We start from the raw sequence: 24151 nt of genomic DNA, 5'->3' as shown, positions 1-24151 counted from the left end.
GGTTCGTCGCGCAGCGCTGATTGCAGCAGCTCCCCCCAACCTCATCCTGAAAGGCACGACCGACGGTCAGGATGAGGCTGCGTGGAGAAGTGCTTCTTAGCCGCAGTCGGCGACCAGCCTGGCGGCTTCAATACCGGCGACCGCGCAGGCTTCGTCATTGTCGGAGGTGTCTCCGGTAATGCCGACGGCACCGAGGGTTTCGCCTTCGTCGTTCTTCACCAGAACGCCGCCGGGAACCGGAACGATGGCGCCGCCGGAAACGCCGTTCAGCGCGTTGACGAAATGCGGACGGGATTCCGCGTTGGCATTCAGCCATCTGGTGCCGGTGCCGACGGCCAGCGCGCCAATGGCTTTGCCCGTGGCAATCTGCGGACGCATGATCGAGGAACCGTCCTGGCGCTTGAGCAGGATTGCATGGCCCCCGGCATCGAGCACAGCGACGGTAAGCGGCTTGAGAGACAGCTCTGCTGCCTTTTCAAAAGCGGCGGAAATGATGATTTCTGCCGTTGATAATGTCAGTTTGCGCATTTTCCCTCTTCTCCTTAAGGTGCTGGCCGCGATACCGATTTGCTAACAGATCACGGCATTGGCGAATAGGCGGCATTCCCGAGAAGCTATTGCTGCGTTTGGGAAAGAAAGACACTTCGGGCAGGAGACATTCAGTGAAGCGTGATTTTCAGGCTCCGGGCCGGTCCCCGGTTTTTGCGCGGGAAGCGGCGGTTGCGACCTCTCATCCTCTTGCGACAAGTGCGGCTCTGGAAGTGCTTCAGGCTGGCGGCAATGCCGTCGATGCCGCCATCGCGGCGGTTGCTGTCCAATGTGTCGTCGAGCCTCATATGACCGGCATTGGCGGCGACTGTTTTGCCATCGTGATGGAGCCGGACGGCCGCCTGACGGGGTTCAACGGCTCAGGTGCTGCGCCGCGCGCTGCAAAGCCGCAAAAGCTGGCCGAACTGGGCGTGAAAGAGATTACCGACGGCTCGCCGCACGCCGTGACCGTTCCCGGCGCCATACGGGCCTGGGAAACGCTGCTGAAGGCCCATGGCACCAGGAGCTTCAGGTCCCTGTTCAAACGGGCCGTTCAATATGCCCGTGACGGTTTTCCCGTTGCGCCGCGTGTTGCCAGCGACTGGGCCGGCGAGGTTGACAAGCTGCGGGCCGACGAGCTTTCTGCCGCGCGCTACCTGATCAAGGGCGAAGCCCCAAAAGCCGGCACGATCCTCAAATATCCGCATCTTGCAGACACCCTGTCGGCAATTGCCGAGGGCGGGGCGGATGCCTTCTATTCCGGCCCGATCGCCGATGACATCGTGAGTGCACTGAAGTCTCGCGGCGGGCTGATGACCCATGACGATCTGGCCGCCTGCCATACGACGGCGGTGTCGCCGGTGTTGAGAGACTACAGGGGCCATACGGTGGCCGAACTGCCGCCCAACGGTCAGGGCATCGTCGCCCTGATCATGCTCGGCATTCTGGAGCGGTTCGACCTGGATAGCCTCGATCCGCTCGGTCCGGAGCGCTTCCATCTGGAAATGGAAGCAGCGCGCCTGGCCTATGGCGTGCGGGAACAATTCATCACCGATCCGGGCTACATGGATGTGTGTCACACACGGCTGACCGGCGCCGACTACATCGAGCAGCTTGCCGGGCAGGTCTCGCTGACCAAGCGCATGGCGTCCGTGCCCACAAGCGCGCTGGCCCCGCAGACCGATACGGTCTACCTGACGATTGTCGACAAGGACGGACTTGCGGTTTCCTTCATCAATTCCCTGTTCAGTTCCTTCGGCAGCGGCATCGTCGCTCCGGAAACCGGAGTGTTGCTGCATTGTCGGGGCAAGTCGTTCCGGGTGGAGCCCGGGCACGCCAATTCCATCGACGGCGGCAAGCGGCCGATGCATACGATCATCCCGGCAATGGTGCTGAAGGAAGGCGCTCCGTTCCTGTCCTTCGGTGTGATGGGCGGCCACTATCAGGCCTGCGGCCATGCGCATGTGCTGACCAATATCATCGACTACGGCATGGACGTTCAGGCAGCCATCGACTTCCCGCGCATGTTCTTCGACATGGCCAGCCATGAACTTCAGGCGGAAAGGCTCGTGCCACCGTCCACGCTGGACGGATTGCGTGCCCTTGGCCATTCGGTCGTAACGGCGAACAGCCCGATTGGCGGATCCCAGGCGATCATGATCAACAAGGCCCGGCATCTGCTCACCGCCGGGTCCGATCCGCGCAAGGACGGGCACGCTTCCGGCTACTGAGCCGATGGCAGCCGCGTCAATTTGAACCTTGTGATTGCCGCCTTGCGGGTGTTTGGTGCGCCTGGACGCGCCGGTAATCATATGAGGTTTTCAAAATGCCCGGATTTTCGAGGCGGGAGATCCTGCTTGGCGGCGCCGGAGCGCTGACCGCGTTTGGGGCCGGCGGGCTTGGCGCCAGAGCAGCGCTGGCTGCCGACCATAGCCTGACCCTTTCCAATCTCAGTCATACCGTGCTGCCGGAAACGGTGACCGCGGACATGATGAGCTTCAACCCCGGTGGGGCGCCTCCTGTGCTGCGCTTCCGCAAAGGGCAGACCACCACCATCGACGTTCACAACGCGCTTGATGAAGCATCGGTGGTGCATTGGCACGGGCTCAGAATCGCCAACAACATGGATGGCGTGCCTTATCTGACGCAATATCCGATCGAGGCAGGAAACTCCTTCCGATATGAGTTTACGCCGCCGGACGCGGGCACCTTCTGGTATCACCCGCATTGCAACACGCTGGAACAGATCGCCCGGGGCCTGACCGGGGTCATCGTGGTGGAGGACGAGGAAGACGTCGGTTTCGACAGCGACCTGCCGCTCAACATTCGCGATTTCCGTCTTGGTGGCGACGGCCAGTTCATCGCCTTCTACAAGCCCCGGAACGCCGCACGGGGTGGCACGCTGGGCACTGTTTCGACGGTCAACTGGCAACCTCAGCCTGTCTATGAGCTTGCTGCAGGCAGCCTGGTGCGCCTGCGCCTGGCCGTGACCGACCTGACACGGGTCGGCACCTATACGATCTCCGGAGCGGAGGCACTGGTGATCGCGCTGGACAGCAATCCGCTGCCTCAGCCGGTGGCTATGGACGAAATCGTGCTCGCACCCGGTCAGCGCGCGGACGTCGCCCTGCGCGTGCCGGACAGCGAAGACCAGGTCGCCACGCTTGTTCTGAAAAAGCCGAACGGTGACAAGGTGCTGGCAACGTTCCAGCCGAAGGGCGCGACCGCCGGCAGGGACCTGCGCGAACTGAAGCCCCTGTTGCCCAACCCCGTGCCTGTGGCGGATCTTGCCAATGCCGAGGTTCTGGATTTTGTGTTCGGCTGGTCGCCTGGTGGGGATGCGCCGCAGGCAAGCATCTGCGGTTCGCTCGGCTATACCTTCTGGTCGATCAACCGTGTTGCCTGGGGCGGGGACGTGCCGGGGCCGTTCGATCCGCTGGCGACCTTGCGGCATGGCAAGTCGTACATCCTGCGCTTCAGAAACGAGACCCCGAACGATCATCCGATCCATCTTCACGGCATGTCGTTCCAGTTGCTGCGGTCGAACAAGCGCAAGTTGCCGCCTTTGGTGACCGATACGGCGCTGCTTTTGGAAGAAGAAACGATGGAAGTGGCACTGGTCGCCGACAATCCGGGCGATTGGGCGTTTCATTGCCACGTGATCGAACACCAGAAAACCGGCCTGGCCGGTTTTCTGCGTGTCGAAGCCTGAGCGCTTTCTGGCAGATCAGGCAGACAGGGAAATGGTGAAGGAGCGGTCGTCGCCATCGTCGGCGGCGGACGCATATTGCGCGACATGCTGCCGGCGCTCCAGCCAGGTTTCCTCATCAAGGCCATCGCCGGCCAGAAGCTGAGTGGCATATTCGACATGGGCACCGTGATAGGCATCGCGCGTCGAAGCGTTTTCAGCGATATGCGCGGGAACGGCATCCAGAGCACTGTAAAAGCCGTTTGAGGCGGAACCGAAGCCGGTTTGCCCGGCGGGTGCGGTTACCGGCTTCTGCCGGATGCGCATGGGGTGGATGGCGGATACGGGTCTTACTTGCATTTCAGTCTCCGGTGTGGGCCAGTCCGTGGCCAGTCTTTCGGAGGTCCGGGGAGTCCGGATCTGTGTTTCAATATAGGGTGGCCGGCAACAGATAAACGTGATGTGCGTCACACTTTGTCGGGTAAGGCATTTGCCGGTTTCCGTAAGGGAGTAACGGTTGTCTGCCGATTTTGTTCCCGGCTGCCGTCATTTGGCATGGTGCTTCAACCCCGGGTGTCTGCAGTTCCTCTGACAAGCCTCCTCCACCTCATCCTGAGGAAGCGCTGGCCCTTCTCAGTTGTCATCCCCGCGAAAGCGGGGACCCAGTAACCTCATGAGTTTGCTTTAAGGGCTCAATACTTACTTCACGGAGTCCTGGTTTCCCGCTTTCGCGGGAATGACAAATGTGGTTGTGGCAGTTTCCCCGGGCACCATTTTCGGGTCAGACACTCAGGATGAGGTTGGTGGGCAGGAGGCAAGTCGGAAGGCAAGTCACACCCACTTGAAGCTTGCGGTACTAATCCCAAAAAAAAGCCCGAGGCGATGCCCCGGGCTGAAGGTATCCAGTGGTACTTCTGGAACTGTAAAACGGGTTGGCCTAGCGCTCGGTCTTGAGCAGCCGGCCGGCCGGCCGCTGGCGCGGTAGGGCAGCGGTGGCCCGGTAGGAGTTAATGCCGGTCAGAGGTTCAGTTTGCCTGCGGAACCTTGTCTGAGGCTCTCCATCGCGGGTCGCGATCAGATGGGCGAGAAAGACCGAGTTCGGACGGTAGCGCGCGCTGAAGGCAATCTGTTCACGCTCAAGCTCCGGTTCCACGGGAACAGGAAGATACGCGGCGAAAGTTGCCTGACGCTCGGATTCCGTCTCTCCCACGGAGGGACGCTTGCGCCTCACTTTGGCACGACCTGCAGAAGAAACCGGGTTAACTCGCACGATTTAACGCCTCTTTGTTTCAGAATGGCACGCCTTGGGCTGCCTCATCTGAAACGTCGCAATCACCGTGCCACGTTAACCTCTTGTTAACTTTTTGTCCGCAGAAAACCGCCGTTTCGCGTTAATAATTGTTAACGTAGTGGCGCGAAACCGGACACTTTCAGTGAGAAACGGGGATAGCGGTGGTAACCGGAACCGGCCTGTTGCGCTCGTGGCGGGAGGGAAAGGACTAGGCCCTACCGTGCGTCCGGAAAAATCATTCTAAACCGGAGTGCATGCGCTCCGGTGGGTTGACGATCAGCGGCAGGCTGAAATCCTCCGGTGTCAGTTTTTCGGTGTTCAGAAGATGCTGCAGGGAGACGGCAACCGACATGGCATCGTCGAGAGCGTCGTGCTGTCGCCCGTCCGGTATTTCCAGGCCGAAATATTCCGCCAGACGTCCGCTCGACATCTGGCCCATATCCGCAACGGGGATGCCCGCGTTCAAGATAAGACCGATGGCGTTGCCGAAGCGGTGCGCGGGCACAGGTGGTGTCAGGCCTTCGATATAGGAACTGATGGCCAGAAGGGTGAGTTCGTCCTTACCCCAGGACCAGAAATTGGCCCCCTCCGAGAAGGTCGCGAATCTTTCCAGTGCGTCGGCGTGGGCAATGCCTTCGCGGTCGATGTCCGCCTGGGTTATGCCGGTCAGTTCCGTGAAGAAAGGATCCACCTTCGGGTGCGCACCGAACCTGTCTCTCGGTTTGATCAGGACATTGAAGGTATCCAGAATGTCATAACCACCCTTTAGCGAGAGTTTCACCGCCCCAATCTGGGCGACATTCGGATCCGGATCCAGCGGCCCGCACCATTGCCGGCGCATGGCGCCGGGCGCGGTCAGATATTCGCAGTCGAAAATGATCACGTGATGCATGGAAAAAGGATCCGTTGGGTCAAACGAAGGAAAAAAACAGGGCGGCGACAAACAGCAGAACGGTTGAGTAGAACGTGAGCGCAAAGCCGAAGGATCTGGCTGCGGCCCCTTGTGCATAGCCTTGCCAGAACAGCGCGCGTCCGCACCAGAACAGCAGAGCGGCGGCAGGCAAGGCGCCGAGGTACTCCGCCGGGGTCAGCGCTGCGAAGGCGAGATAGGTCAGGGCGGCCAGTGCGGTTTGTTCCAGCGTGTTCTGCAGCATGGCCTGCAGAACCCTGGCCTTGGCGGTTCCGGACGTCAGCCCGCTGCCGTCGATATCTTCAGGAGTGAAAAAGCGATGCCGTGCCAGAATGCCGATGGACAGCAGCAGCCAGAACGCGCTGGCAAGCAGACACTGGGCGGCGAGCGTAAAGCGGGCCTGTGGCGAGCCATCCGTCAGCCAGTCCTGCGGATACTGAAAGGCGCCGAGGCCAAGCCCGGTGGCCGCGACGATCACCGCCGCGATCATGCCCTTCAGGACACCGTGTTGTTTCGTTGTAAGGGGCATCCCGCTGCCTTCAGATGCTGTGCCGACACAGGCAGGGGACCACAGCCGGCTTCAAAAGGAAAGCGCGGCCGGATGGCCGCGCTTCCCGATGGATCATATTCTTGGCCTGTCAGTCCGGTGCCTTGCCGGTCCAGGCGCTGCGGTCGATATCGAGATCCGCGAACTTGTCCGGGTCCAGTACGGGCCGGGCCACGCCTTCGCGAAGCTGGCTCTTGAAGTCGTCCAGGATCCGCTTGGCCGTTGGAAACAGCATCATCAGCGCCAGCAGGTTGACCACGGCCAGAACGCCCATCAGCGGGTCCGAGAAGAAGAACACCGCGGTTGCGCTCGGCGCCGTTGCTCCCAGGAACACGACGCCCATGACGGCTACCCGGAGGATATGCAGCGCCATGGTGCTGGAGGTCATCGAGCTGAGCGCATTCTCGCCGAGGTAGTAGTTGTAGATGATGGAGCTGAAGGCGAAGAGAAGCACCGCGCCGGTGAGGAAATAGCTCGTCCAGTCCCCGAGGTGCGAGGCAAGCGACTGTTGGGTCAGAACCACACCGTCAACGCCTTCGGCGCCCGGCACATAGACATCGCCAAGCAGGATGATCAGCGCCGTGCAGGTGCAGATGATCATGGTATCGATGAAGACCGAGAACGACTGGGTGATGCCCTGGCTGATCGGATGGCGCACTTCTGCCGTTGCCGCCACGTTGGGAGCCGAGCCGAGGCCGGCCTCGTTGGAGAAGAGCCCGCGCCGCAGCCCTTGCGCCAGAGCGGCGCCCATGCCCCCGCCAACCACTTCTTCAAGCCCGAAGGCGTTCGAAACGATTGTCGAGATGACAGCCGGAACTTCGGTGATGTGGAGAAGGATGATCAGCAGCGCCATGCCGATATAGCCGACGGCCATGATCGGCACGATGATATCCGCTGCCTTGGCAATGCGGTGAATGCCGCCGAAGACGATCAGGCCGGTCAGCACTGTCAGGCCGATGCCGGTCCAAAGACGGCCGATGCCGAGGCTTTCTTCCGCCGCGCCGGCCACCGTATTGCCCTGAAAGGCGTTGAAGCCGAACGCAAAGGAGGCCATGAGGCAGAGGGCGTAGAGCACCGCGAGCCAGCGGTAGTCCGCGCCAAGGCCGTGAATGATGGTGCGGGCCGGTCCACCGCGATAGGTGCCGTCACCGGTTGAGCGCTTGTAGAGCTGGGCGAGAGAACATTCGATCAGGCTGGTGGCCATGCCGACCAGGGCAACGGCCCACATCCAGAAGACGGCACCCGGCCCGCCAAGGGTGATGGCCACCGCAACCCCGGCAATGTTGCCGCCGCCCACACGGCCGCCGACGGACAGAAGAAGAGCTTCACGGGCAGAGATCGCGTTGGGATCGCCGGACTGGTTCTTGGAAGACAGAACCCGGAACATCCGGAAGAAGAAACGGAGTTGCACGAACCCGGTAACGACCGTGAAAAAGACGCCAATGACAACGAGAAATGGGATAAGTGCCCACCCCCATGTCAGGTCGCCGATAAGGGCGAAGAACGCCTCGACAAACTGCATGGAACCAACCCTCCTTTTTTGTTCCGCAAGGCTGACGAGAGGTCAGTCCTGCCGGAAGAGAAAAGGTAGGCTTCTATTTCCGCCGTTTGCAATAAAAAAGAGAAGGGCCTGAAATTGCAGCTTTGAATTGACGGATTCGCCTGTTTGCGGCCTGCAAACAAAAAACGCGGCTCGAATGAGCCGCGTTCTTCAGATCAGATCGGAACGTCGGCCTTAAGCGGCCAGAGCGCCCTGTGCCTGGTCAACCAGGGCCTTGAAGGCATCCGGCTGGTTGATGGCGAGATCGGACAGAACCTTGCGGTCGACTTCGATGCCGGCCTTGTTCAGGCCGTCGATAAAGCGGCCATAGGTCATGCCGTGCTGGCGGGTTGCCGCGTTGATGCGCTGGATCCAGAGCGAACGGAAGTTGCGCTTCTTGGCTTTGCGGTCGCGATAGGCATATTGAGCTGCCTTTTCGACGGCCTGCTTGGCGACGCGGATGGTGTTCTTGCGGCGGCCGTAATAACCTTTTGCGGCCTTAAGAACTTTCTTGTGACGAGCGTGGGCGGTAACGCCCCGTTTGACGCGTGACATTTAGGTGATCTCCTTCGGGGCTGGCTTTACGCGTAGGGCAGGAACTGCTTCACGATCTTTGCATCCTGGTCGCTCAGCGTGGTGGTACCACGGGCGTCGCGGATGAACTTGTTCGTGCGCTTGATCATGCCATGGCGCTTGCCGGCCTGTGCGGCTTTCACCTTGCCGGTCGCAGTCAGTTTGAAGCGCTTCTTGGCGCCGGACTTCGTCTTCAGCTTGGGCATTTTGCATCCTTTCCTTAGGTGCATCCGTTCAGAACGGATACTCTTTTGTTGGTGCATTCAGAGCCGACACGGCATGCCCTTGGTTGTCGAAACCGGTCTGCGCAAGAACGCAGAAATCCAGTCCACGACGAGCCGGACGACTCTGGACCGGGCGCTTATATGGGAGCTTTCCCCCGAATGCAACCGGTTTCCGCGCCTTTTTCGCGGTTTCAGCCGCGCTTTGCAGGGTGGTCTCCGCGACCAAACGAGACGCCGCGGAGGTGAGTTGCGCACGGGCAAAGCGGATCAGGCGGCCAGGTCACAGGCCTGACGGGCGGCCTGAAGACTGGCCGAGACCTTTTCAGGATCGGCAACAGTGCCCTGCGCCGCTATGAAGCGGATATCCTCAATGCCCAGGAACGACAACAGGAACTTGAGGTAGGGCTGCACGAAATTGGCCGCGGCAAAGGGTTCGCCATCGAGATAGCCTTCTGCGCCATAGGCTGAGATCACCACAGCGCGCGGCGTTCTTGCAAGGCCCTGAAAACTGGTGCCGTCATAGGAAAACGTGTGTCCGACGCGAACGATCTGGTCGATCCATGCCTTGAGGGCTGCCGGAACGGCGAAGTTGTAGATCGGTGCAGCAATCAGCAGGGTGTCGGCGTCCTGGAGTTCGGCGATCAGCTCATCGGAAAGGGCTGTCGCTTCCTTCAGGTCTGCGGTCATGGAGGCGGGCTCGGTATAGAAACCTTCGATGGTCTTCTGGCTGATGATCGGGATGGACCCATCGCCGACATTGCGGGTGATGACGCGGCAATCGGGGTGTTTGCGGCGGTAGCTTTCCTCGAAATGATCGGCAATGGCGGTGGAGTGCGAGCCGGTCTGGCGGGAGCTGGAATTGATGCGCAGAAGCAGTGTCATGGGGGAACCTCCGGATTTGGACGAGGTCCACAGGCTATTTCTGCAATTGCGCGCTAAAAACGCTGTGGCTTGCAGGATATTCATGCTTATTCTGCATGAATGGATCTGCAAGCCCTCAAGACAATCCTGCTCGTTCGCGACCTCGGCAGCCTGGCGGCCGCGGCGCGGGCTCTGGATCTCGATGCCTCGAATGTTTCCCGCACCGTATCTTCGGTCGAACGGGAGCTTGGCCAGCGGCTTTTCCAGCGCAGCACGCGCAAACTGTCGCTGACAGAAGCGGGCGAAGCCTATCTCCAGCGCGTTGCACCGCTTGTCGAGGAAATCGAGGCCGCGAACGAGGATATCGCCGCCAGAAGCCGGCAGCCACGCGGCACCTTGCGCATGACGGCGTCGGTCGCCTTCGTTCTGGAGGGGATCGTGCCGCTTCTGCCGAAATTTCAGGAGCGCTATCCGGATATCTCGATCGAGCTGTTTCCATCCGACAGCAATCTTGATCTTCTGGCAGAAGGTCTGGACCTTGCAATTCGCCTGGCGGCGGCGCCCAAGGGCGATCTCATTTCCACGAAGCTGCTGCAAACCCGCTACCGGGTGGTGGCCTCGCAAGACTATCTGGACAGGGAAGGTCACCCGGAAGCGCCCGGCGATCTGTCGGCGCGCAATTGCCTGTGTTTTGCCCTGCCGGATTTCCGCAATGCCTGGCGGTTCAGACTGGGCAACAGTGCGCCCTTCGATGTCGACGTTTCCGGCAGAGCGACAATCGCAAGCGCACTTGCGCTGCGTGAAGCTGCCAGGCTGGGGCTTGGCCCGGCCCTGCTGGCCGACTGGCTGATTGGGAATGATCTAAGGGAAGGCAGGCTGGTCGACCTGTTTCCCGCCTACGCCTGCGCACCGGCCAATTTCGAGACCGCCGCCTGGATCCTCTATCCAACCCGGGCCTATCTGCCGTTCAAGGTGCGGGTGATGATCGATTTCCTGAAAGCGGAGCTTGGGCGTTCCGGAGCCTGAGCGCTTGCGCCGGGGCAAAGCCATTTTCCTACCGTGATTTCCTGCCGGCGGAGGAAAAAACAGTGGCGGCCTGAGGGGCTCTGAACAGAGGGCCTGAAGGCCTTTGCCCGGGCAGACACGCTGTCCACCCGGGCAGGACGCCATGTCAGGCGTTTACGTCGACGACGACCCGGCCTTTTACCTGGCCTTTCAGAATATCGGCACCAAGGGCCGGCAGATCTTCGAGCGTTGCCGGTTGGATCATCGCTTCAAGCTTATCCATCGGCAGGTCCTTTGCCAGCCGTTCCCAGGCTTTCAGGCGGCCGTCATAAGGCTTCATGACGCTGTCGATGCCCAGAAGGTTGACCCCGCGCAGCAGGAACGGAATGACCGTGGCCGGCAGGTTGGCGCCGCCCGCAAGGCCGACGGCGGCAACCGAAGCGCCGTATTTCATCTGGCCGAGAACCCGCGCCAGCATCGGGCCACCAACGGCATCGACGCAGCCTGCCCAGGTTTCGCTTTCCAGCGGACGCTTGACCGTTTCGGCCACATCATCCCGCGGCACCACGCGGGCAGCGCCAAGGGATTTCAGGTAATCCCAGGTGCTTTCCCGCCCGGTGACGGCGGCAACTTCATAGCCCAGATTGGCCAGAATGGCGGTTGCCACAGACCCGACGCCACCGGCTGCGCCGGTGACCAGCACCGGGCCGTTTTCCGGCTTCAGCCCGTGCTCCTCCAGCGCCATGACGGCAAGCATGGCGGTGAAGCCCGCTGTACCAATCGCCATGGCATTGCGCGTTGTCAGGCCTTCAGGCAGGGGCACCAGCCACTCGCCCTTGACCCGCGCCTTCTGGGCATAGCCACCCCACCAGGCTTCGCCGACGCGCCAACCGGTGAGCACCACCTTATCACCCGGTTTGTACCAGTCGTCAGAGCTTTCCTCGACCGTGCCGGCAAAGTCGATGCCAGGCACATGCGGATAGTTTCTGACCAGGCCGCCCCCCGGGCCAAGGCACAGGCCGTCCTTGTAGTTGAGCGTGGAGTATTCCACGGCAACGGTGACATCGGCTTCCGGCAGCCGGCTCACGTCGATATTCTCAATCGAGGCGTGGGTTTTGCCGTCTTCGTCCTTGTCGACAATCAGTGCCTTGAAGGTCATGAGATATTCCTTTTTCTCTGCGGTTTCAGGCAGCGGCTTCCGCCGCCGGGCCGGACCAGTCGATCTGGCAGATTTCAGCACTTCTGCCGTCAAAATCCCAGACCCGGCCGTAAGCACGCACGCGCCCCTGAGTGGCGGTGGCAACCGTGATGTCCGAACCCATCCAGTATTCGGTGTTCTTGACGACTATATCCTCGTCCGGATTGGCGCCGCGTACCGGCTCCACTTCGCCCTTGATCGCCTTGCCGACGATCAGGCGGCGTTTCTTGCCTTCGTTGGTGTAGGAGACCGGAGCGCGTTCGGCGCCCAGAAACTCGCTGACCAGAACCCGGAACAGGCCGGTGGTGCCCTTGGCCTGTCCGGAGAAGATCTTGATCAACCCGTCATAGGCCGCTTCGCTGGCGCGCTCGTCGATATAGGCGGCGGCCTTCCAGTTGCCGCGGGCCATCAGGCCGGGAATTTCCAGAACCAGGCCGACATTGAGCCCGGAGAGGTCCTCGCCCTCATAGTGGCCTTCGTCAATGCGCACGCCAGCCCAGGCCTGGCAGTACCCCTCTGTGGGCGGGTGCTTGCCGAGCGACACCACGCAGGGGCAGAAGACGGTGCAGTTGCAATTGAGGATCAGCTCCCCGCGGATGGCCCAGCCGGACATGGTTTTCTCCCTATATGGTTATTGGCAATAACGGCAGAACCAGAACAACCAGTCCGGCCAGAATGAGGAAAACGCCGAGTGGTGCGGTTAGTTTCGCACCGATGTCGGGAAGTTTTTCCAGCGTCATCAGCACCATGGCGAGCCCCATGAAGGCGAGGTTCATGGTGCCGGCAACAAAGGCAAGCAGCATCAAGGCCCAGCAGCACCCAAGGCAGACGGCACCAAGCCTGAGGCCAAGTGAAAGCCCGCCCCTGGCCCCCGGCTGCCAATGGCTGAAGAAGAAGGTCAGCGGGTTGCGGCAGGAGCTGAGGCAGGCCTGCTTGAGCCGGCTGAACTGATAGGCGCCCGCAAGCAGCAGCAGGGCCGCGTTCAACGAGTTGGAAACGGATTTCCCGAATGGATCGAGCAGCGCCTGCGCCGCCAGCCAGACCTGAAGAGCCCCGGCCAGACCCGAGAAGCCGAGCCACATAGCCAGATAGCCGCTCACCAGCGCAACCAGTGGCAAGTTGCCGGCGGCGGACGTCTGCGTCAGTTGTGCGTAGGTGCGAAAGGCAGGAAAGGCCGTTGGCGCCATCATGGCCAGGGCCATCAGCGCCCACATGAGGATGGCGGCTTTGAAGCCGGCATTGGCGGCCGTTGCCGAGCACAGCGACAGGAATGCCTCCAGCGGCTGTCCGAACGGCAGTCCACCGACCTGTCTGGCCAGTTGCCAGTCTGCCGCGTCCCGCAAGCCGCCTGCCTGCATGGCGAACAGCACGGCCCAGGCCGCCAGAATGGCGGCGTAAAAGGTCAGCCAGAGCGTTCTGCTGCCAGGCATGAGCCGTGCGACGGTGTCCACCCGATCCTCCCGATATATTTTCGCCTAGGCTGCGGGGGCGGTCCGCAAAAGTCAAACATTTAATTGTCAGACATTTAAACAATTCGTTTGACCGTGCCGGGCAGCCTCTTTAGGTTTGCCGGGGTTCAGGCGAAATGCGGAGGTTCTTTTGGCGATTGAATTCAACACGATTCAAAAAGAGGGCCTTTCGGTCCAGATCGCCAATGCCATCCGCAACGCCATTCTGGAAGGCCGGCTTGCCGGTGAGGAGCGCCTGCCGAGCGAAGCCGACCTGGCTGAGCGCTTCGGCGTGTCGCGCTCTACGGTGCGCGAAGCGCTGAAACGGCTTGCCGCTCAAAACCTGATCCGCAGCGAGCGCGGGTCCTCCGGCGGGGCTTTCGTCAACCGGATGACCTGGGCCGAGGCGCAGGACAACCTGATGACGACCACGCGTCTTCTGATCGGCATGAACGACATTCCGCTGGAAGACGCCATCGAGGCCCGCTTCGCGCTGGAAGCTGCCGCCCTGCCGCTGGCGGCGGAAAAACGCACCGACGATCAGCTTGCCGAGCTTGCCCGCGAGATTGCCCGACAGAGAGACCGGGACACGAGCGACGAGGACTTCTGTGCGTCGGATGTCGCGTTTCATTCGGCGGTAGCAAGGGCGACGGACAACCCGATCCTGATTTTCCAGCTGTCGGCCGCCTTCGAGGCCATGCAGCCGCTCATGAACATGCTGGTTTACCGTCTGCGCGATCGCGAGCGGATCGCCGACCTGCATCAGGCCCTGGCCAATGCGCTGGCCGCGCGGGACAGCGCCGGGGCTGCGCAGCATCTGGACGCCCTGTCGGCCTATACGCGGGAACTTGCAGCGCAAAGGCGCAAGCCGCGCAGCGCCTAGCGTCGCCGCTCAAGCGTTATCTATCGTTTTCGGGATGCCGCGGAAGGGCCATTTCGGGCGAAAATCGGCCGGAAAACCCTTTTGTTCCAGCATGTTAAGGCATAGGTAACTCTACGGCATTGCCTGATCTCATCCTAAAGTCTAATATAGACGAAAGTCGAAGTTCGAATCGTGGCGGATTTTCCTCCCGCGTCTGCCGAGACAGTCGCCGGATCCACCACTGTTCGAAAAGCTTGGCTTTTGTGCACCCGGGCCCATCTGGCCGGGTGCACAGATCCGAACAGAAGCCGCACCTGCATTGGCAGGGTCGGTCTTCACTTGAGGGAGAAGTGCCATGAAATTCTGGAGCATCGCCATCGTCGCCATGATCCTCGCAGGCGTCGCCGCCACAAAGGCCACCAACCCGAGCCACGCCCTGACCGACAGCTCCGTCGCTTCCGGCGTTCCGGTCACGACGCTGCACACACCGGTCACGCCGTAAGGTCACCGACACATTGCCGGCGCAGGCACCTTTTGCCTGCGCGCCCAGACTTGTTTTATGCAACTTGCCTCGGCTGCATCCCCTGCGCGCAGCCGTTTATCCGGCCTTGAGCGATCCTTGCTCGGCCGTGCTTCGTCTCACGTAATGACTTTTTTGGAAGCTGGTGACCCCGGCGCGATTCGAACGCGCGACCCTCAGATTAGGAATCTGATGCTCTATCCTGCTGAGCTACGGGGCCTTAATGCGGTCGATTAGCATGATTTGGCGTCCGTGGCGACCCCTGGCTGCATCAGACTGTTGGCTCTGGTGGGGATTGTTTCAGGTGGAGGCTTGGTCGGGGTGCGGGTGACGTGGCTGCGCCGTTACCGCGCCGTGCTGGTCTCCTCATTTTTACCGCCGTTTTACCGACCTGTCTTGGACTTGCCTTATTCGCTGCTTAGCAGTGCGGTTTGTCGTGACCGCTTTCTCAGCCTTGCCCGGTGCCATGCCTGTTGCCGGGTGACGTGCGCCTTGAGTCGTCTGCTTGCAGGAGGCGCGGTGAAAGAGGTTCGCGCCAGAAGCTGAAGGGATCGGACGTGCCGAAAAGGCAACAGACAGCGGGTTGGAAGAAGACGGCGCGGGTGCCCAGCCTGCGCGCGGCCAGCGTTGCTCTGGTCGCGGGTGTTGCGGTTGGTGTAGCCACGCCAGCAGCCTTTGCCGCTGAGCAAGCGCCGCTGACGCCCTTAGTTCCGGTGAAGGCCGACGCTGCATGCGCGGAAAGGCCGGAAAAAGCCGTTCCCGTGACTTTTGACAACAATGACGCCGTGTTCGTTTCCGCTTCCGGAGCGCGCTTTTTTGTGGGCGATATTCAGGTTCCTGCGCCAGCTGCAGAAATCGTGGGCCGCCAAAATGGCGGCGACCAAAGCTTGCGCGCCTATCTGGCCTCCCGGCCGGATGTTGAGTTGACGGCCCTCCCGGCAGGGCCGGAAAACCGTTGGGGACTGACGCCCGGTTGGGTGTTTGCTTCATCCGGTAGTGGCGGCGATGCCGTGCTTCTGCAGGCGGATCTTTTGAGGGCAGGCGTTGCCATCTTCGCGCCGGATCATGCAGGTGCGGCCTGCGCGGATGCCTTGCGGGCTGCGGAAGCGCAGGCCAGCCAGGCCAAGGCGGGCCTGTGGGGAAAGAGCGCGCCACGACTTGTCTATTCCGCTGATGCGCCGAAGTCTTTCACCGGCGCTTCCGGGCACTATGTTATTGCGAGGGGGCGTATTGTTTCTCTTGGAAAAACACGCAGCACCCGTTATCTGAACTTCGGCAATTACTGGAAAACGGATTTCACGGTCACGTTGAAGGCCTCTGACGAGGAGGACGTCAATACGGCCCTCGGACGGTTCGGCTGGACGCTGGATGCCCTGGAAGGACAGGTTGTCGAAATACGCGGCTCCGTTCAGGATCGGGACGGGCCGTCTATGGTGCTCCGGCATCCGGAGCAACTGGTGGTACTGAATGACAAAAGGGCAGGACGTGACGGCCAAAGCAGCAACTGATTTCCGTCAGCCGGCATGTTTGCCCGCACGACGCGGTCTGCGCCGGGCCTGGCTGCGCACCCTTGTTGCAGGCGGGACCGCGCTTCTTGTGGCCTCCTGCCAGTTCCTTGGCGATGGCCCGACCGTCGGCACGGTAACGCCGGGCACGTTGCGCCCCAACCTTGCGGCCGATATCGGCGAGCGCGAGCATCCACGTGTGGTGGCCACCTATGGCGGTGTCTACAAGGACGCCGGCGCCGAGCGCGCTGTTGCCAGCGTCGTCGGCCGGCTGGTGGCGGCTTCGGAAGATCCGTCGCAAAGCTACAAGATCACCATTTTGAATTCGCCGGCCATCAACGCCTTTGCCCTGCCGGGCGGGTATCTCTACGTCACGCGCGGGTTGCTGGCCCTTGCCAATGATACGTCGGAAGTGGCTGCCGTACTGGCGCACGAGATGGCCCATGTGACGGCCAACCACGCGATCAAGCGCCAGCAGCGCGCCGAAGCCAAGCAGCTTGCCAACAAGATCCTGACCGATGTCGTGCAGGACAGCGAGGAAGCCCGCAAGGCGATCATTTCGTCTCAGCTTTCCTTTGCCCGCTTCAGCCAGGTGCAGGAGCTGGAGGCTGACGACATTGGCGTGAAGACGCTCGCAAGAGCAGGCTTCGACCCCTATGCGGCTGCCCGCTTCCTGCGGTCCATGGCGGCCTTCGCGCAATATCAGTCCGCCGACAAGTCGGGCTCGACCGCGCCGGACTTCCTGTCGTCGCACCCTTCGACACCGGAACGGCTGCAGATCGCCATTCGCGCGGCGCGGCAGATCGGTGCGCCGGGGATCGGCGAGCGGGACCGCACGCGCTATCTCAGCCAGATCGACGGCATGCTGTTTGGTGACGACCCGCTGGAAGGCTTCGTCCGTGGCCGTTCGTTCCTGCACAAGGCGCTCGGCATCAGTTACACCGTGCCTGCCGGCTACATTCTGGAAAACACGCCTGAAGCCGTGCTGGCCAGCAATGGCGACGGCACGGCGATCCGCTTCGACGGTGCCGATGTCAGCAGCTATTCCAGCCTGCGCGACTATATGAATTCCGGCTGGATCAACGGGCTTCTGCCCGAAAGCGTGCGCGAGACGACGATCAACGGTCTGCCGGCTGTCACCGGGGCGGCCATTACCCAGGGCTGGTCCTTCCGCATTGCTGTGGTGCGGATCGGCAAGACAGGGTATCGCTTCATCTTCGCCAGCCGTTCACCCAACGACACCTTCGACCGGGACTTCCATCAGACGGTGGAAAGCTTCCAGCAGCTTTCGCCCACCGAACGGGCCCGCCTGCGCTCGCTCAGGATCAAGGTCGTCACCGCCAAGCCGGGCGACACGGCGCGTAAACTGGCCATCGGCATGAGCGGGGTCGAGCCATCGCGGCGGTTGGAATTCTTCACTATCCTGAACGACCTGGATGCGAACCAGCCGATCCCGGCCGGCACGGCTATCAAGCTGATCGTCGACTGAGGGCTATCCGAGCGGTTTCCCTGAGAAGCTCAAAAAAAGGCGGACCATAAGGCCCGCCTGTCAGAGTTACTTGGAGGAGATAGCTGTCAGGTGCTGTAGGCGGCCCGGTCGGGCTGGGCCGCAAGCAGAGCGGATTTCAGTTTTTCCATGGCCCGGCTTTCGATCTGGCGAACGCGCTCCTTGGAAATGCCGAGCTTCACGCCAAGCGATTCCAGGGTGGCGCCGTCTTCCGACAGGCGTCTTTCGCGCACGATCTTCAATTCACGTTCGCTGAGGACCTCTAGCGCGGAGGAAAGCCAGCGCTGGCGGCGTTCGGTATCGATGCTGACCGTGACGATTTCGTCCGGAAGCGGGGCGTCGGAGACGAGGAAGTCCTGGCGGTCGGCGCTGGAGCCTTCGCTGTCGGTCACCGGCGCATTCAAGGACGTGTCGGGACCGGACAGACGCGCATTCATCAGCGCAACGTCGGACTGTTTGACGCCGATTGCATCTGCGATCTTCTGATGAAGCTCGCTGTCCGTAAGCGGTGTCTGATTGCCGGAGAGCTTCGCGCGCAAGCGCCTTAGGTTGAAGAACAGGGCTTTCTGGGAGGAGGAGGTGCCGCCACGAACGATCGACCAGTTGCGCAGGATGTAATCCTGAATGGAGGCGCGGATCCACCATGTGGCGTAGGTGGAAAAGCGGACTTCCCGTTCCGGTTCGAACCGTGCAGCCGCTTCCAGCAGGCCGACGTGGCCTTCCTGGATCAGGTCACCCAGTGACAGGCCGAAGTTGCGAAAGCGCGAGGCAACGGCAATGACCAGGCGCATGTGCGACAGAGACAATTTCTCAAGCGCTTTTTCATCCCGTTCCTGGCGCCAGCGTATCGCCAGCTCCAGTTCTTCCTCACGCGTGAGGTAGGGCGCTTTCATTGCGGCTCGGACCAGTTGACGTTTTTCGCTCTGGGACATGATCGACGCTCCGATATGTTATCGGGGGAAATACGTACCGAAGCGTAGGTTAGATCACTTATCGATTCCGTTGGGGCAGTTTTTGCACACATTCGCGTGAACGGACCGCATGGATGCAGCCTTAAATGGAAAAGGGCCCGGATTTCTCCAGGCCCTCGTCGTTTTTTCGCAAGGAAAGTCCGCCTGGATCAAGCGGCTTCTTCCTTGTCCTCGTCGTCTTCCGCTGCAGCTTCTTCAGCGGCTTTGATGCGGCTCGGAGATTTTGCCAGGTTCTGTTCGATCTGCTTGACCGCTTCGGTTTCGGAACATTTGTTCACTGCCGCGATTTCGCGGGCCATACGGTCAAGCGCAGCTTCATAGAGCTGGCGTTCAGAGTAGGACTGTTCCGGCTGGTTTTCAGAGCGGAAAAGATCGCGAACCACTTCAGAGATCGAGATCAGGTCGCCGGAATTGATCTTGGCTTCATATTCCTGAGCGCGGCGGCTCCACATCGTCCGCTTCACGCGCGGGCGGCCACGAACGGTTTCGAGAGCCTTCTTGACGGCCGCAGGGTCGCCAAGCTTGCGCATGCCGACGGAGGCAATCTTTGCCACCGGGACACGAAGGGTCATCTTGTCCTGTTCAAAAACGATCACGAGCAACTCCAAAGAGTGACCTGCAACCTTCTGCTCTTCAATGGCGGTAATCTGGCCGACGCCATGCGCCGGATAAACAATGTACTCGCCTGTCTTGAAACCTTGGCGCTGCGCGGTCTTTTTGGTGTTCGTTGCCATACTCGTATTCTCTCCTGCGCAGTTGGCGGTCCGGGTTCGGACCGATGACGGACCGCGGTGCGGTCCCCTGTTCTTGTGAGACACGTACCCCGCAGTGCGATCCACAATGGAACGCCTGTTGATATGCGGCGTGTCAGGGCTGGTCAGTCGACGTTTTCCACTCTAGAACCTTGTTCAGTCGTGTGGGCTGCCGGGAGCTTGAGCTGTCCGGTTGTGAAGATCCGGAACAGTTTTCAAAGACTCCGTTTTGGGGGTTGTTCTCGTGGTTGGCGACTATCTTCCATGTCTACCACACTTTTGTGGAAAATTAAAGTACTGAGCTTTGTTGGTGCCAAAACACCACAACGGCCCCACCCGGTCGCCCCGGGCAGGTGCCTGAAAATCATGGAAGAATCACTGTTTTAAGCGGTTCTCATTTGTCTTGCGGCAGTCTGCCGCATAAGCATTTTGCCCGAATCAGGAAGCAGGATTCGGCGAAAAGAACTTTTCAAACTTGTTTTCCTTGCCATCAAACTCTTCAGCGTCCGGCAAAGGATCTTTTTTCTCGGTGATGTTCGGCCACTTTTCAGAGTATTCGGCGTTGATCTCGATCCATTTCTCGAGGCCGGGCTCCGTGTCCGGCAAAATCGCCTCCGCCGGGCATTCCGGCTCGCAGACACCGCAGTCGATACATTCGTCCGGATTGATGACGAGGAAATTCTCACCCTCGTAGAAACAGTCCACCGGGCAGACTTCAACACAGTCGGTGTATTTGCATTTGATGCAATTGTCCGTGACGACGTAGGTCATCGCTATCCTCATTCGGCGCCGGGCGGTCTGCAGCCGTTTCGCGCAAGGCCCTGGCGGTCAGTTTCGTGCCGCTCTTTCAACGAAGGCGCACGTATAACGTCTGGTGCAGATGTTGGGTATCGTTTTTGTCAAACCGGCGCAAGCGCTCTGGATGACGCAGTCCGGGCCGGAAAGAGAAAGTTTTTCTGTTTTCGGGCCTCTGGCGGGAAACGGTGTCAGTCGCCGCCGCGGAACGCGTCAATTTTCCGGCGCTCGCGCTTGGTCGGACGGCCTGCGCCGGCATCGCGCTGTCCGGGTGCGGCAGGCGGCGGGGCATCCTTCGGCGGAGGCGGGGGCGAAAGATCCTCATACAGCTTGCGGGCTTCTTCATAGGGGCCGCGTCTGGTGCCGAGGGCGAGGATCTTCAGGACGAGGATGCGGCGCTCCAGGCCGATCGTCAGAACGTCGCCGGTCCTGACCGTCTTGCTGGCGGAATCGATCTTGTCCTTGTTCACCCGGACATGGCCGGATGTTGCCAGCTTCTGGGCAAGGGAGCGGGATTTGGTGACTCTGGCGTACCAGAGCCACTTGTCTATGCGCAGGCTGCCACCGGCAGCAGTGTTATCAGGCGCAGAAATTACTTTTTGTCCTTATTGTCCATGTTCGCCTTGAGGGCCATCAGGGCCGCGAAGGGCGAGTTCGGATCAATCGGCTTGTCCCTCGGGGCCTTGTCGCGGCGGTTGCCGCCGTCAAAGCCCTTCTGGCCACCGCGTCCGCGGCCTTCGCCTTTCGGTCCGCCCTTGCCGTGACGTTTTTCACCCTGACCACCCTTCGGACCGCGACCCTGGCCCTGACCCTGGTCGCGCCGATTGTCGCCACCGCGGCGCTGGTCCTGACGGCCGCGCGGACGGCGGTCGTGCCGACCCGGGCGCCAGATCTCGATGGACACGGTTTCCAGCTCAGCGTCACCTTCAGCCGCTTCACCGTCTGCCTTCGCTTCCGGTGCTGCTTCTGCAGTTGCGGTGTCAGCAGATGCTTCAGCGGGCGCGTCTTCGGCAGTTGCTTCTGTTGCGCCGTCAGCCGCTTCTGCGGCCTCTGTCACAGGCGCTGCATCAGCGGCAGGTTCTTCTGCGAGGGCTTCAGCGCTTTCCGTCGTGGCAGGTTCGGCCGCTGCATCCGCAGTGGTCATCTCGTCTGTGGCAGCCTCCGCGGGGGCGGCAGCTTCAGCAGGAGCGTCTTCTCCGGTTGCAGCTGTTTCTGCTGCCGGCGTTTCCGGGGCTGTTTCCGCCGCCGGTTTGGCTGCGACAGGGCGCTGCACTTCCTTGGTCTCGGACCGGTAGCCGAGAGACTTCAACACGGCGGCAAAGTCCTCGCCCGCGCACCCGAGCAAGGACGTCATGGCAACGGTGACGGTAAAGCCGCCGCCGGTTGCAACCGCACCTTCCGGCGGGCTGACTTCCGCGTCGAGCGGCTTCCAGGCGATCAGCGGACGGATCAGGTCGGCCAGGCGTTCCAGAATGTCGACGCGAACGGCGCGCGGGCCGCACACACGGAAGCCGACAACCTTGTAAAGTGCCTTGTCGATGGTCTCGTCCACCGGAATGGAGGTGCGGCCGGACGCGGAAAGCTGGGGCAGTTCGGCCATGCCGTTCATGTCCAGCGAGCCGTGCTTCAGGGCCCAGAGCTGCGCCAGAAGCTGGCTCGGTGCCGGCTTCAGCAGGGCCGGCACGAACACGGTGTAGGCGCCGAAGCGGATGCCGTGCTTGCGCAAGCTGGCGCGCATGTCCTGATCCAGCTGACGGATTTCGTCGGCAGCCTCGTGGCGTTCCAGAATGCCGAGGCCTTCGACGATGCGGAACGCGATGCCGCGGGCAAGGCCTTCCAGACCTTCGCCGGCCTTCAGGTCCACAAGCGGTTTCAGCAGTGTATCGATCTGAGCCTTGACCCACAGGTCCAGCCGCGCCTGCACGCTGTCGCGTGCCGGGCCGGTCAGGTGTTCGTCCGCCAAAAGCAGGACAACCGGTGCCAGCACTTCTTCCCCGGCAACAAGTTTTGCCACGGGTTCGCCGCGCCAGCGGATCACCGCTTCGGAGGTCAGCACGAAATCGGAGTTCTCGGACTTGCCGAGCTTGTCCGCACGGGACTCGATTTCGGTCGTCAGGGCTTTTTGCGCGGCGGCGCGCACGGTCTTGCCGTCCGGTCCTTCCGCTGCCGCGTCAGGGGCAAACCGGAAGCCAAGCAGATTTCCGATGTGCTGACCTTCCACGAGCACATCGCCGCTCGATGTAATTTCCGCTTCCAGCATTGCGTTCTCTCTCAAACGTCGCATCAATACACTTGTACGCCGATCCACGAACCGCTGCGTGAGCCGCTCGTGAAGGGCGTCAGATAGTTTGTCTTCTATGTCGCGTGTCTCGCCCTGCCAGTGGGCCGGATCGGCCAGCCAGTCGGGACGGTTGGCGACATAGGTCCAGGTCCGGATATGTGCAATCCGGTTTGCGAGAGTGTCGATATCACCATCTGTGCGGTCTGCGAAGGCCAATTGACGCGAGAACCAGTCATCGGCGATCGCATTGTCCTGCATCAGATGGGTGTAAATGGTGTTCAGCAACTCTGCGTGGTTCGCCGGGGCGATCTTACGATAGTCGGGGACCTGGCACACGTCCCATAGCAATTCGACCGCTTTTTGGCCATTTGCCATGCCGGATATTGCGGGATCGCGCAATAAATGTTCAAGGGCGGTGATGTCGTCACCGATGGGTGCCCTGGCGAGACCCTCTTCCCGGGGCACCATGTCGAGGCTGGAACGCAAAGCGTTTGCCGACGAAAAATCCAGCGCACTGTTGCGCCATTGCAGCACTTTCAGGCTGTCGAAATGGTGACTTTCGATCTGTTCGATCAGATGGTCGTCCAGCGGATCGACCCGTCCGGTCACCCCGAAGGTGCCGTCCTTGGTGTGGCGGCCGGCCCGTCCGGCGATCTGACCCATCTCCGAAGCGGTGAGCTGGCGGTACTGATAGCCGTCGTATTTGCGGTTGCCGGCAAAGGCGATGTGATGGACGTCGAGGTTCAGCCCCATGCCGATGGCATCGGTCGCCACCAGATGGTCGACATCGCCGTTCTGGAACAGTTCCACCTGGGCGTTGCGCGTGCGCGGGCTCAGCGAGCCGAGCACCACGGCAGCCCCGCCGCGCTGGCGGCGGATAAGCTCGGCGATGGAATAGACTTCATCAGACGAAAAGGCGACGATGGCAGAGCGGGCCGGCAGACGCGAAACCTTCTTGGAGCCTGCATATTCCAGTACCGACATGCGGGGCCGCGTGACCACGTTGAGGCCCGGCAGCAGCTTTTCCAGCAGCGGACGGGCGGTGGCCGCGCCCAGCAGAAGCGTTTCGGACTGGCCGCGCACATTCAGGATGCGGTCGGTAAAGACGTGGCCGCGGTCAAGGTTGCCGGCAAGCTGCACCTCGTCAATGGCGACGAAGTCCGTCTTCAGGTCCAGCGGCATGGCTTCAACCGTCGACACCCAGAAACGCGGGTTCTTCGGGACGATCTTTTCCTCGCCGGTGATCAGGGCAACCGCGTCCGGACCGGCACGGTCGGCAACACGGTTATAGACTTCGCGCGCGAGCAGGCGCAGCGGCAATCCGATCAGCCCGGACGGCTGGGCCAGCATGCGTTCGATGGCGAGGTGGGTCTTGCCGGTATTGGTCGGTCCGAGCACGGCCGTCACTGTGCGGGACCGGGCAGACGGCGGCAGCGGCATGGTCTGGGGGCGGGGCATGGAGAGGCTTGTGATCGGCTTTCTTCGGACCGGCGCAAACGGGTAGCGCCTATATCTGGTGTGGCGTGTCTAGCACAGCCGAGGCGGGCATGTCCTTATTCTTTTGGCCAGTCAGTCAGGTTTTTGGCGGTCGAAAAATGTTGTGGAGAACGACTCTGGAACAAACCGAAACCGAATCGGCGACTCCG

General features: G+C 61.3%; 24 protein-coding genes and 1 tRNA gene. 7 read left to right on the top strand and 18 right to left on the bottom strand.

Going from position 1 to position 24151, the window contains the following annotated elements; translation table 11 throughout:
• Positions 1–96 precede the first annotated feature (96 nt).
• Entirely contained in the window at positions 97–528 is a 432-nt protein-coding gene (locus tag V1T76_RS13415; protein WP_330561150.1) for a GlcG/HbpS family heme-binding protein, read from the bottom strand.
• Between the two features lie 134 nt (positions 529–662).
• On the opposite strand from V1T76_RS13415, the gene ggt reads away from it, so the two are divergent.
• Both ggt and V1T76_RS13405 read left to right on the top strand, forming a co-directional pair.
• A complete protein-coding gene (gene ggt / locus V1T76_RS13410) occupies positions 663–2258 on the top strand; it encodes a gamma-glutamyltransferase (protein WP_330561149.1) in 1596 nt (531 codons plus the stop codon).
• 95 nt (positions 2259–2353) lie between these two features.
• Positions 2354–3739, top strand: coding sequence for a multicopper oxidase family protein (locus V1T76_RS13405; RefSeq protein WP_330561148.1), 1386 nt, complete (start codon positions 2354–2356; stop codon positions 3737–3739).
• A gap of 15 nt (positions 3740–3754) precedes the next feature.
• Here the strand turns inward: V1T76_RS13405 and V1T76_RS13400 are convergent, their stop codons facing one another.
• The 8 genes from V1T76_RS13400 to V1T76_RS13365 all read right to left on the bottom strand — a co-directional run bounded on the left by V1T76_RS13400 (position 3755) and on the right by V1T76_RS13365 (position 9682).
• Complete coding sequence (locus tag V1T76_RS13400; RefSeq protein ID WP_330561147.1) at positions 3755–4075, bottom strand: hypothetical protein; 321 nt, start codon at positions 4073–4075, stop codon at positions 3755–3757.
• 577 nt (positions 4076–4652) lie between these two features.
• Positions 4653–4925, bottom strand: a complete 273-nt coding sequence (locus V1T76_RS13395) for a hypothetical protein (protein ID WP_330561146.1) — start codon at positions 4923–4925, stop codon at positions 4653–4655.
• 316 nt (positions 4926–5241) lie between these two features.
• Positions 5242–5898, bottom strand: coding sequence for a 3'-5' exonuclease (locus V1T76_RS13390; protein ID WP_330561145.1), 657 nt, complete (start codon positions 5896–5898; stop codon positions 5242–5244).
• Between the two features lie 19 nt (positions 5899–5917).
• Positions 5918–6445: an MAPEG family protein gene (locus V1T76_RS13385; protein WP_330561144.1), complete on the bottom strand. Its 528-nt coding sequence runs from the start codon at positions 6443–6445 to the stop codon at positions 5918–5920.
• 109 nt (positions 6446–6554) lie between these two features.
• Entirely contained in the window at positions 6555–7985 is a 1431-nt protein-coding gene (locus V1T76_RS13380; RefSeq protein WP_330561143.1) for an alanine/glycine:cation symporter family protein, read from the bottom strand.
• 213 nt (positions 7986–8198) lie between these two features.
• Positions 8199–8558 carry a 50S ribosomal protein L20 gene (rplT, locus tag V1T76_RS13375; RefSeq protein WP_006936626.1) on the bottom strand — a complete coding sequence of 120 codons (360 nt, stop codon included), beginning with the start codon at positions 8556–8558 and terminating at the stop codon, positions 8199–8201.
• Positions 8559–8584: 26 nt separating this feature from the next.
• Entirely contained in the window at positions 8585–8782 is a 198-nt protein-coding gene (gene rpmI / locus V1T76_RS13370; protein WP_006936619.1) for a 50S ribosomal protein L35, read from the bottom strand.
• A 285-nt stretch (positions 8783–9067) separates the two neighbouring features.
• Positions 9068–9682 (bottom strand): FMN-dependent NADH-azoreductase, encoded by a 615-nt coding sequence (locus V1T76_RS13365; protein ID WP_330561142.1) that lies wholly within the window; start codon positions 9680–9682, stop codon positions 9068–9070.
• Between the two features lie 99 nt (positions 9683–9781).
• On the opposite strand from V1T76_RS13365, the gene V1T76_RS13360 reads away from it, so the two are divergent.
• Positions 9782–10687, top strand: a complete 906-nt coding sequence (locus V1T76_RS13360; protein ID WP_330561141.1) for a LysR family transcriptional regulator — start codon at positions 9782–9784, stop codon at positions 10685–10687.
• 145 nt (positions 10688–10832) lie between these two features.
• On the opposite strand, the gene acuI is transcribed toward V1T76_RS13360, so the two are convergent.
• Genes acuI through V1T76_RS13345 form a run of 3 tightly spaced genes read right to left on the bottom strand, consistent with a single transcriptional unit; the run spans position 10833 to position 13315 of the window.
• A complete protein-coding gene (acuI, locus tag V1T76_RS13355) occupies positions 10833–11825 on the bottom strand; it encodes an acryloyl-CoA reductase (RefSeq protein ID WP_330561140.1) in 993 nt (330 codons plus the stop codon).
• A gap of 25 nt (positions 11826–11850) precedes the next feature.
• Positions 11851–12477 carry a DUF1326 domain-containing protein gene (locus V1T76_RS13350; RefSeq protein ID WP_023002616.1) on the bottom strand — a complete coding sequence of 209 codons (627 nt, stop codon included), beginning with the start codon at positions 12475–12477 and terminating at the stop codon, positions 11851–11853.
• A gap of 10 nt (positions 12478–12487) precedes the next feature.
• Complete coding sequence (locus V1T76_RS13345; protein WP_330561138.1) at positions 12488–13315, bottom strand: DUF2182 domain-containing protein; 828 nt, start codon at positions 13313–13315, stop codon at positions 12488–12490.
• 148 nt (positions 13316–13463) lie between these two features.
• Here V1T76_RS13345 and V1T76_RS13340 point away from each other — a divergent pair, with 148 nt between their 5' ends.
• Together V1T76_RS13340 and V1T76_RS13335 are read left to right on the top strand one after the other, a co-directional pair.
• Positions 13464–14195: a FadR/GntR family transcriptional regulator gene (locus V1T76_RS13340; RefSeq protein WP_330561137.1), complete on the top strand. Its 732-nt coding sequence runs from the start codon at positions 13464–13466 to the stop codon at positions 14193–14195.
• Between the two features lie 334 nt (positions 14196–14529).
• Complete coding sequence (locus tag V1T76_RS13335; protein WP_006936611.1) at positions 14530–14676, top strand: hypothetical protein; 147 nt, start codon at positions 14530–14532, stop codon at positions 14674–14676.
• Positions 14677–14837: 161 nt separating this feature from the next.
• On the opposite strand, the gene V1T76_RS13330 is transcribed toward V1T76_RS13335, so the two are convergent.
• Positions 14838–14914 (bottom strand) — tRNA-Arg (locus V1T76_RS13330).
• Positions 14915–15296: 382 nt separating this feature from the next.
• On the opposite strand from V1T76_RS13330, the gene V1T76_RS13325 reads away from it, so the two are divergent.
• Together V1T76_RS13325 and V1T76_RS13320 are read left to right on the top strand one after the other, a co-directional pair.
• Entirely contained in the window at positions 15297–16202 is a 906-nt protein-coding gene (locus tag V1T76_RS13325) for a hypothetical protein (RefSeq protein ID WP_330561136.1), read from the top strand.
• Positions 16162–17688, top strand: a complete 1527-nt coding sequence (locus tag V1T76_RS13320) for a M48 family metalloprotease (RefSeq protein WP_330561135.1) — start codon at positions 16162–16164, stop codon at positions 17686–17688. The genes V1T76_RS13325 and V1T76_RS13320 overlap by 41 nt, the downstream gene beginning before the upstream one ends.
• Before the next feature lie 86 nt (positions 17689–17774).
• Here V1T76_RS13320 and V1T76_RS13315 read toward each other — a convergent pair whose 3' ends face one another.
• The 5 genes from V1T76_RS13315 to V1T76_RS13295 form a co-directional block, all read right to left on the bottom strand.
• Positions 17775–18638: an RNA polymerase factor sigma-32 gene (locus V1T76_RS13315; protein WP_006936607.1), complete on the bottom strand. Its 864-nt coding sequence runs from the start codon at positions 18636–18638 to the stop codon at positions 17775–17777.
• 188 nt (positions 18639–18826) lie between these two features.
• Positions 18827–19411 carry a CarD family transcriptional regulator gene (locus V1T76_RS13310; RefSeq protein WP_006936606.1) on the bottom strand — a complete coding sequence of 195 codons (585 nt, stop codon included), beginning with the start codon at positions 19409–19411 and terminating at the stop codon, positions 18827–18829.
• 456 nt (positions 19412–19867) lie between these two features.
• A complete protein-coding gene (gene fdxA, locus V1T76_RS13305; protein WP_006936600.1) occupies positions 19868–20200 on the bottom strand; it encodes a ferredoxin FdxA in 333 nt (110 codons plus the stop codon).
• Positions 20201–20415: 215 nt separating this feature from the next.
• Positions 20416–20781, bottom strand: a complete 366-nt coding sequence (locus V1T76_RS13300) for an RNA-binding S4 domain-containing protein (protein WP_330561447.1) — start codon at positions 20779–20781, stop codon at positions 20416–20418.
• Between the two features lie 35 nt (positions 20782–20816).
• On the bottom strand, positions 20817–23963 hold the full coding sequence (locus V1T76_RS13295) for a helicase-related protein (RefSeq protein ID WP_330561134.1): 3147 nt from the start codon (positions 23961–23963) through the stop codon (positions 20817–20819).
• Positions 23964–24151 lie beyond the last annotated feature (188 nt).

It is taken from the genome of Roseibium sp. FZY0029, from assembly GCF_036350355.1.
Taxonomy (GTDB): Bacteria; Pseudomonadota; Alphaproteobacteria; order Rhizobiales; family Stappiaceae; genus Roseibium.
This window is presented reverse-complemented; position numbering and strand designations above follow the sequence as displayed.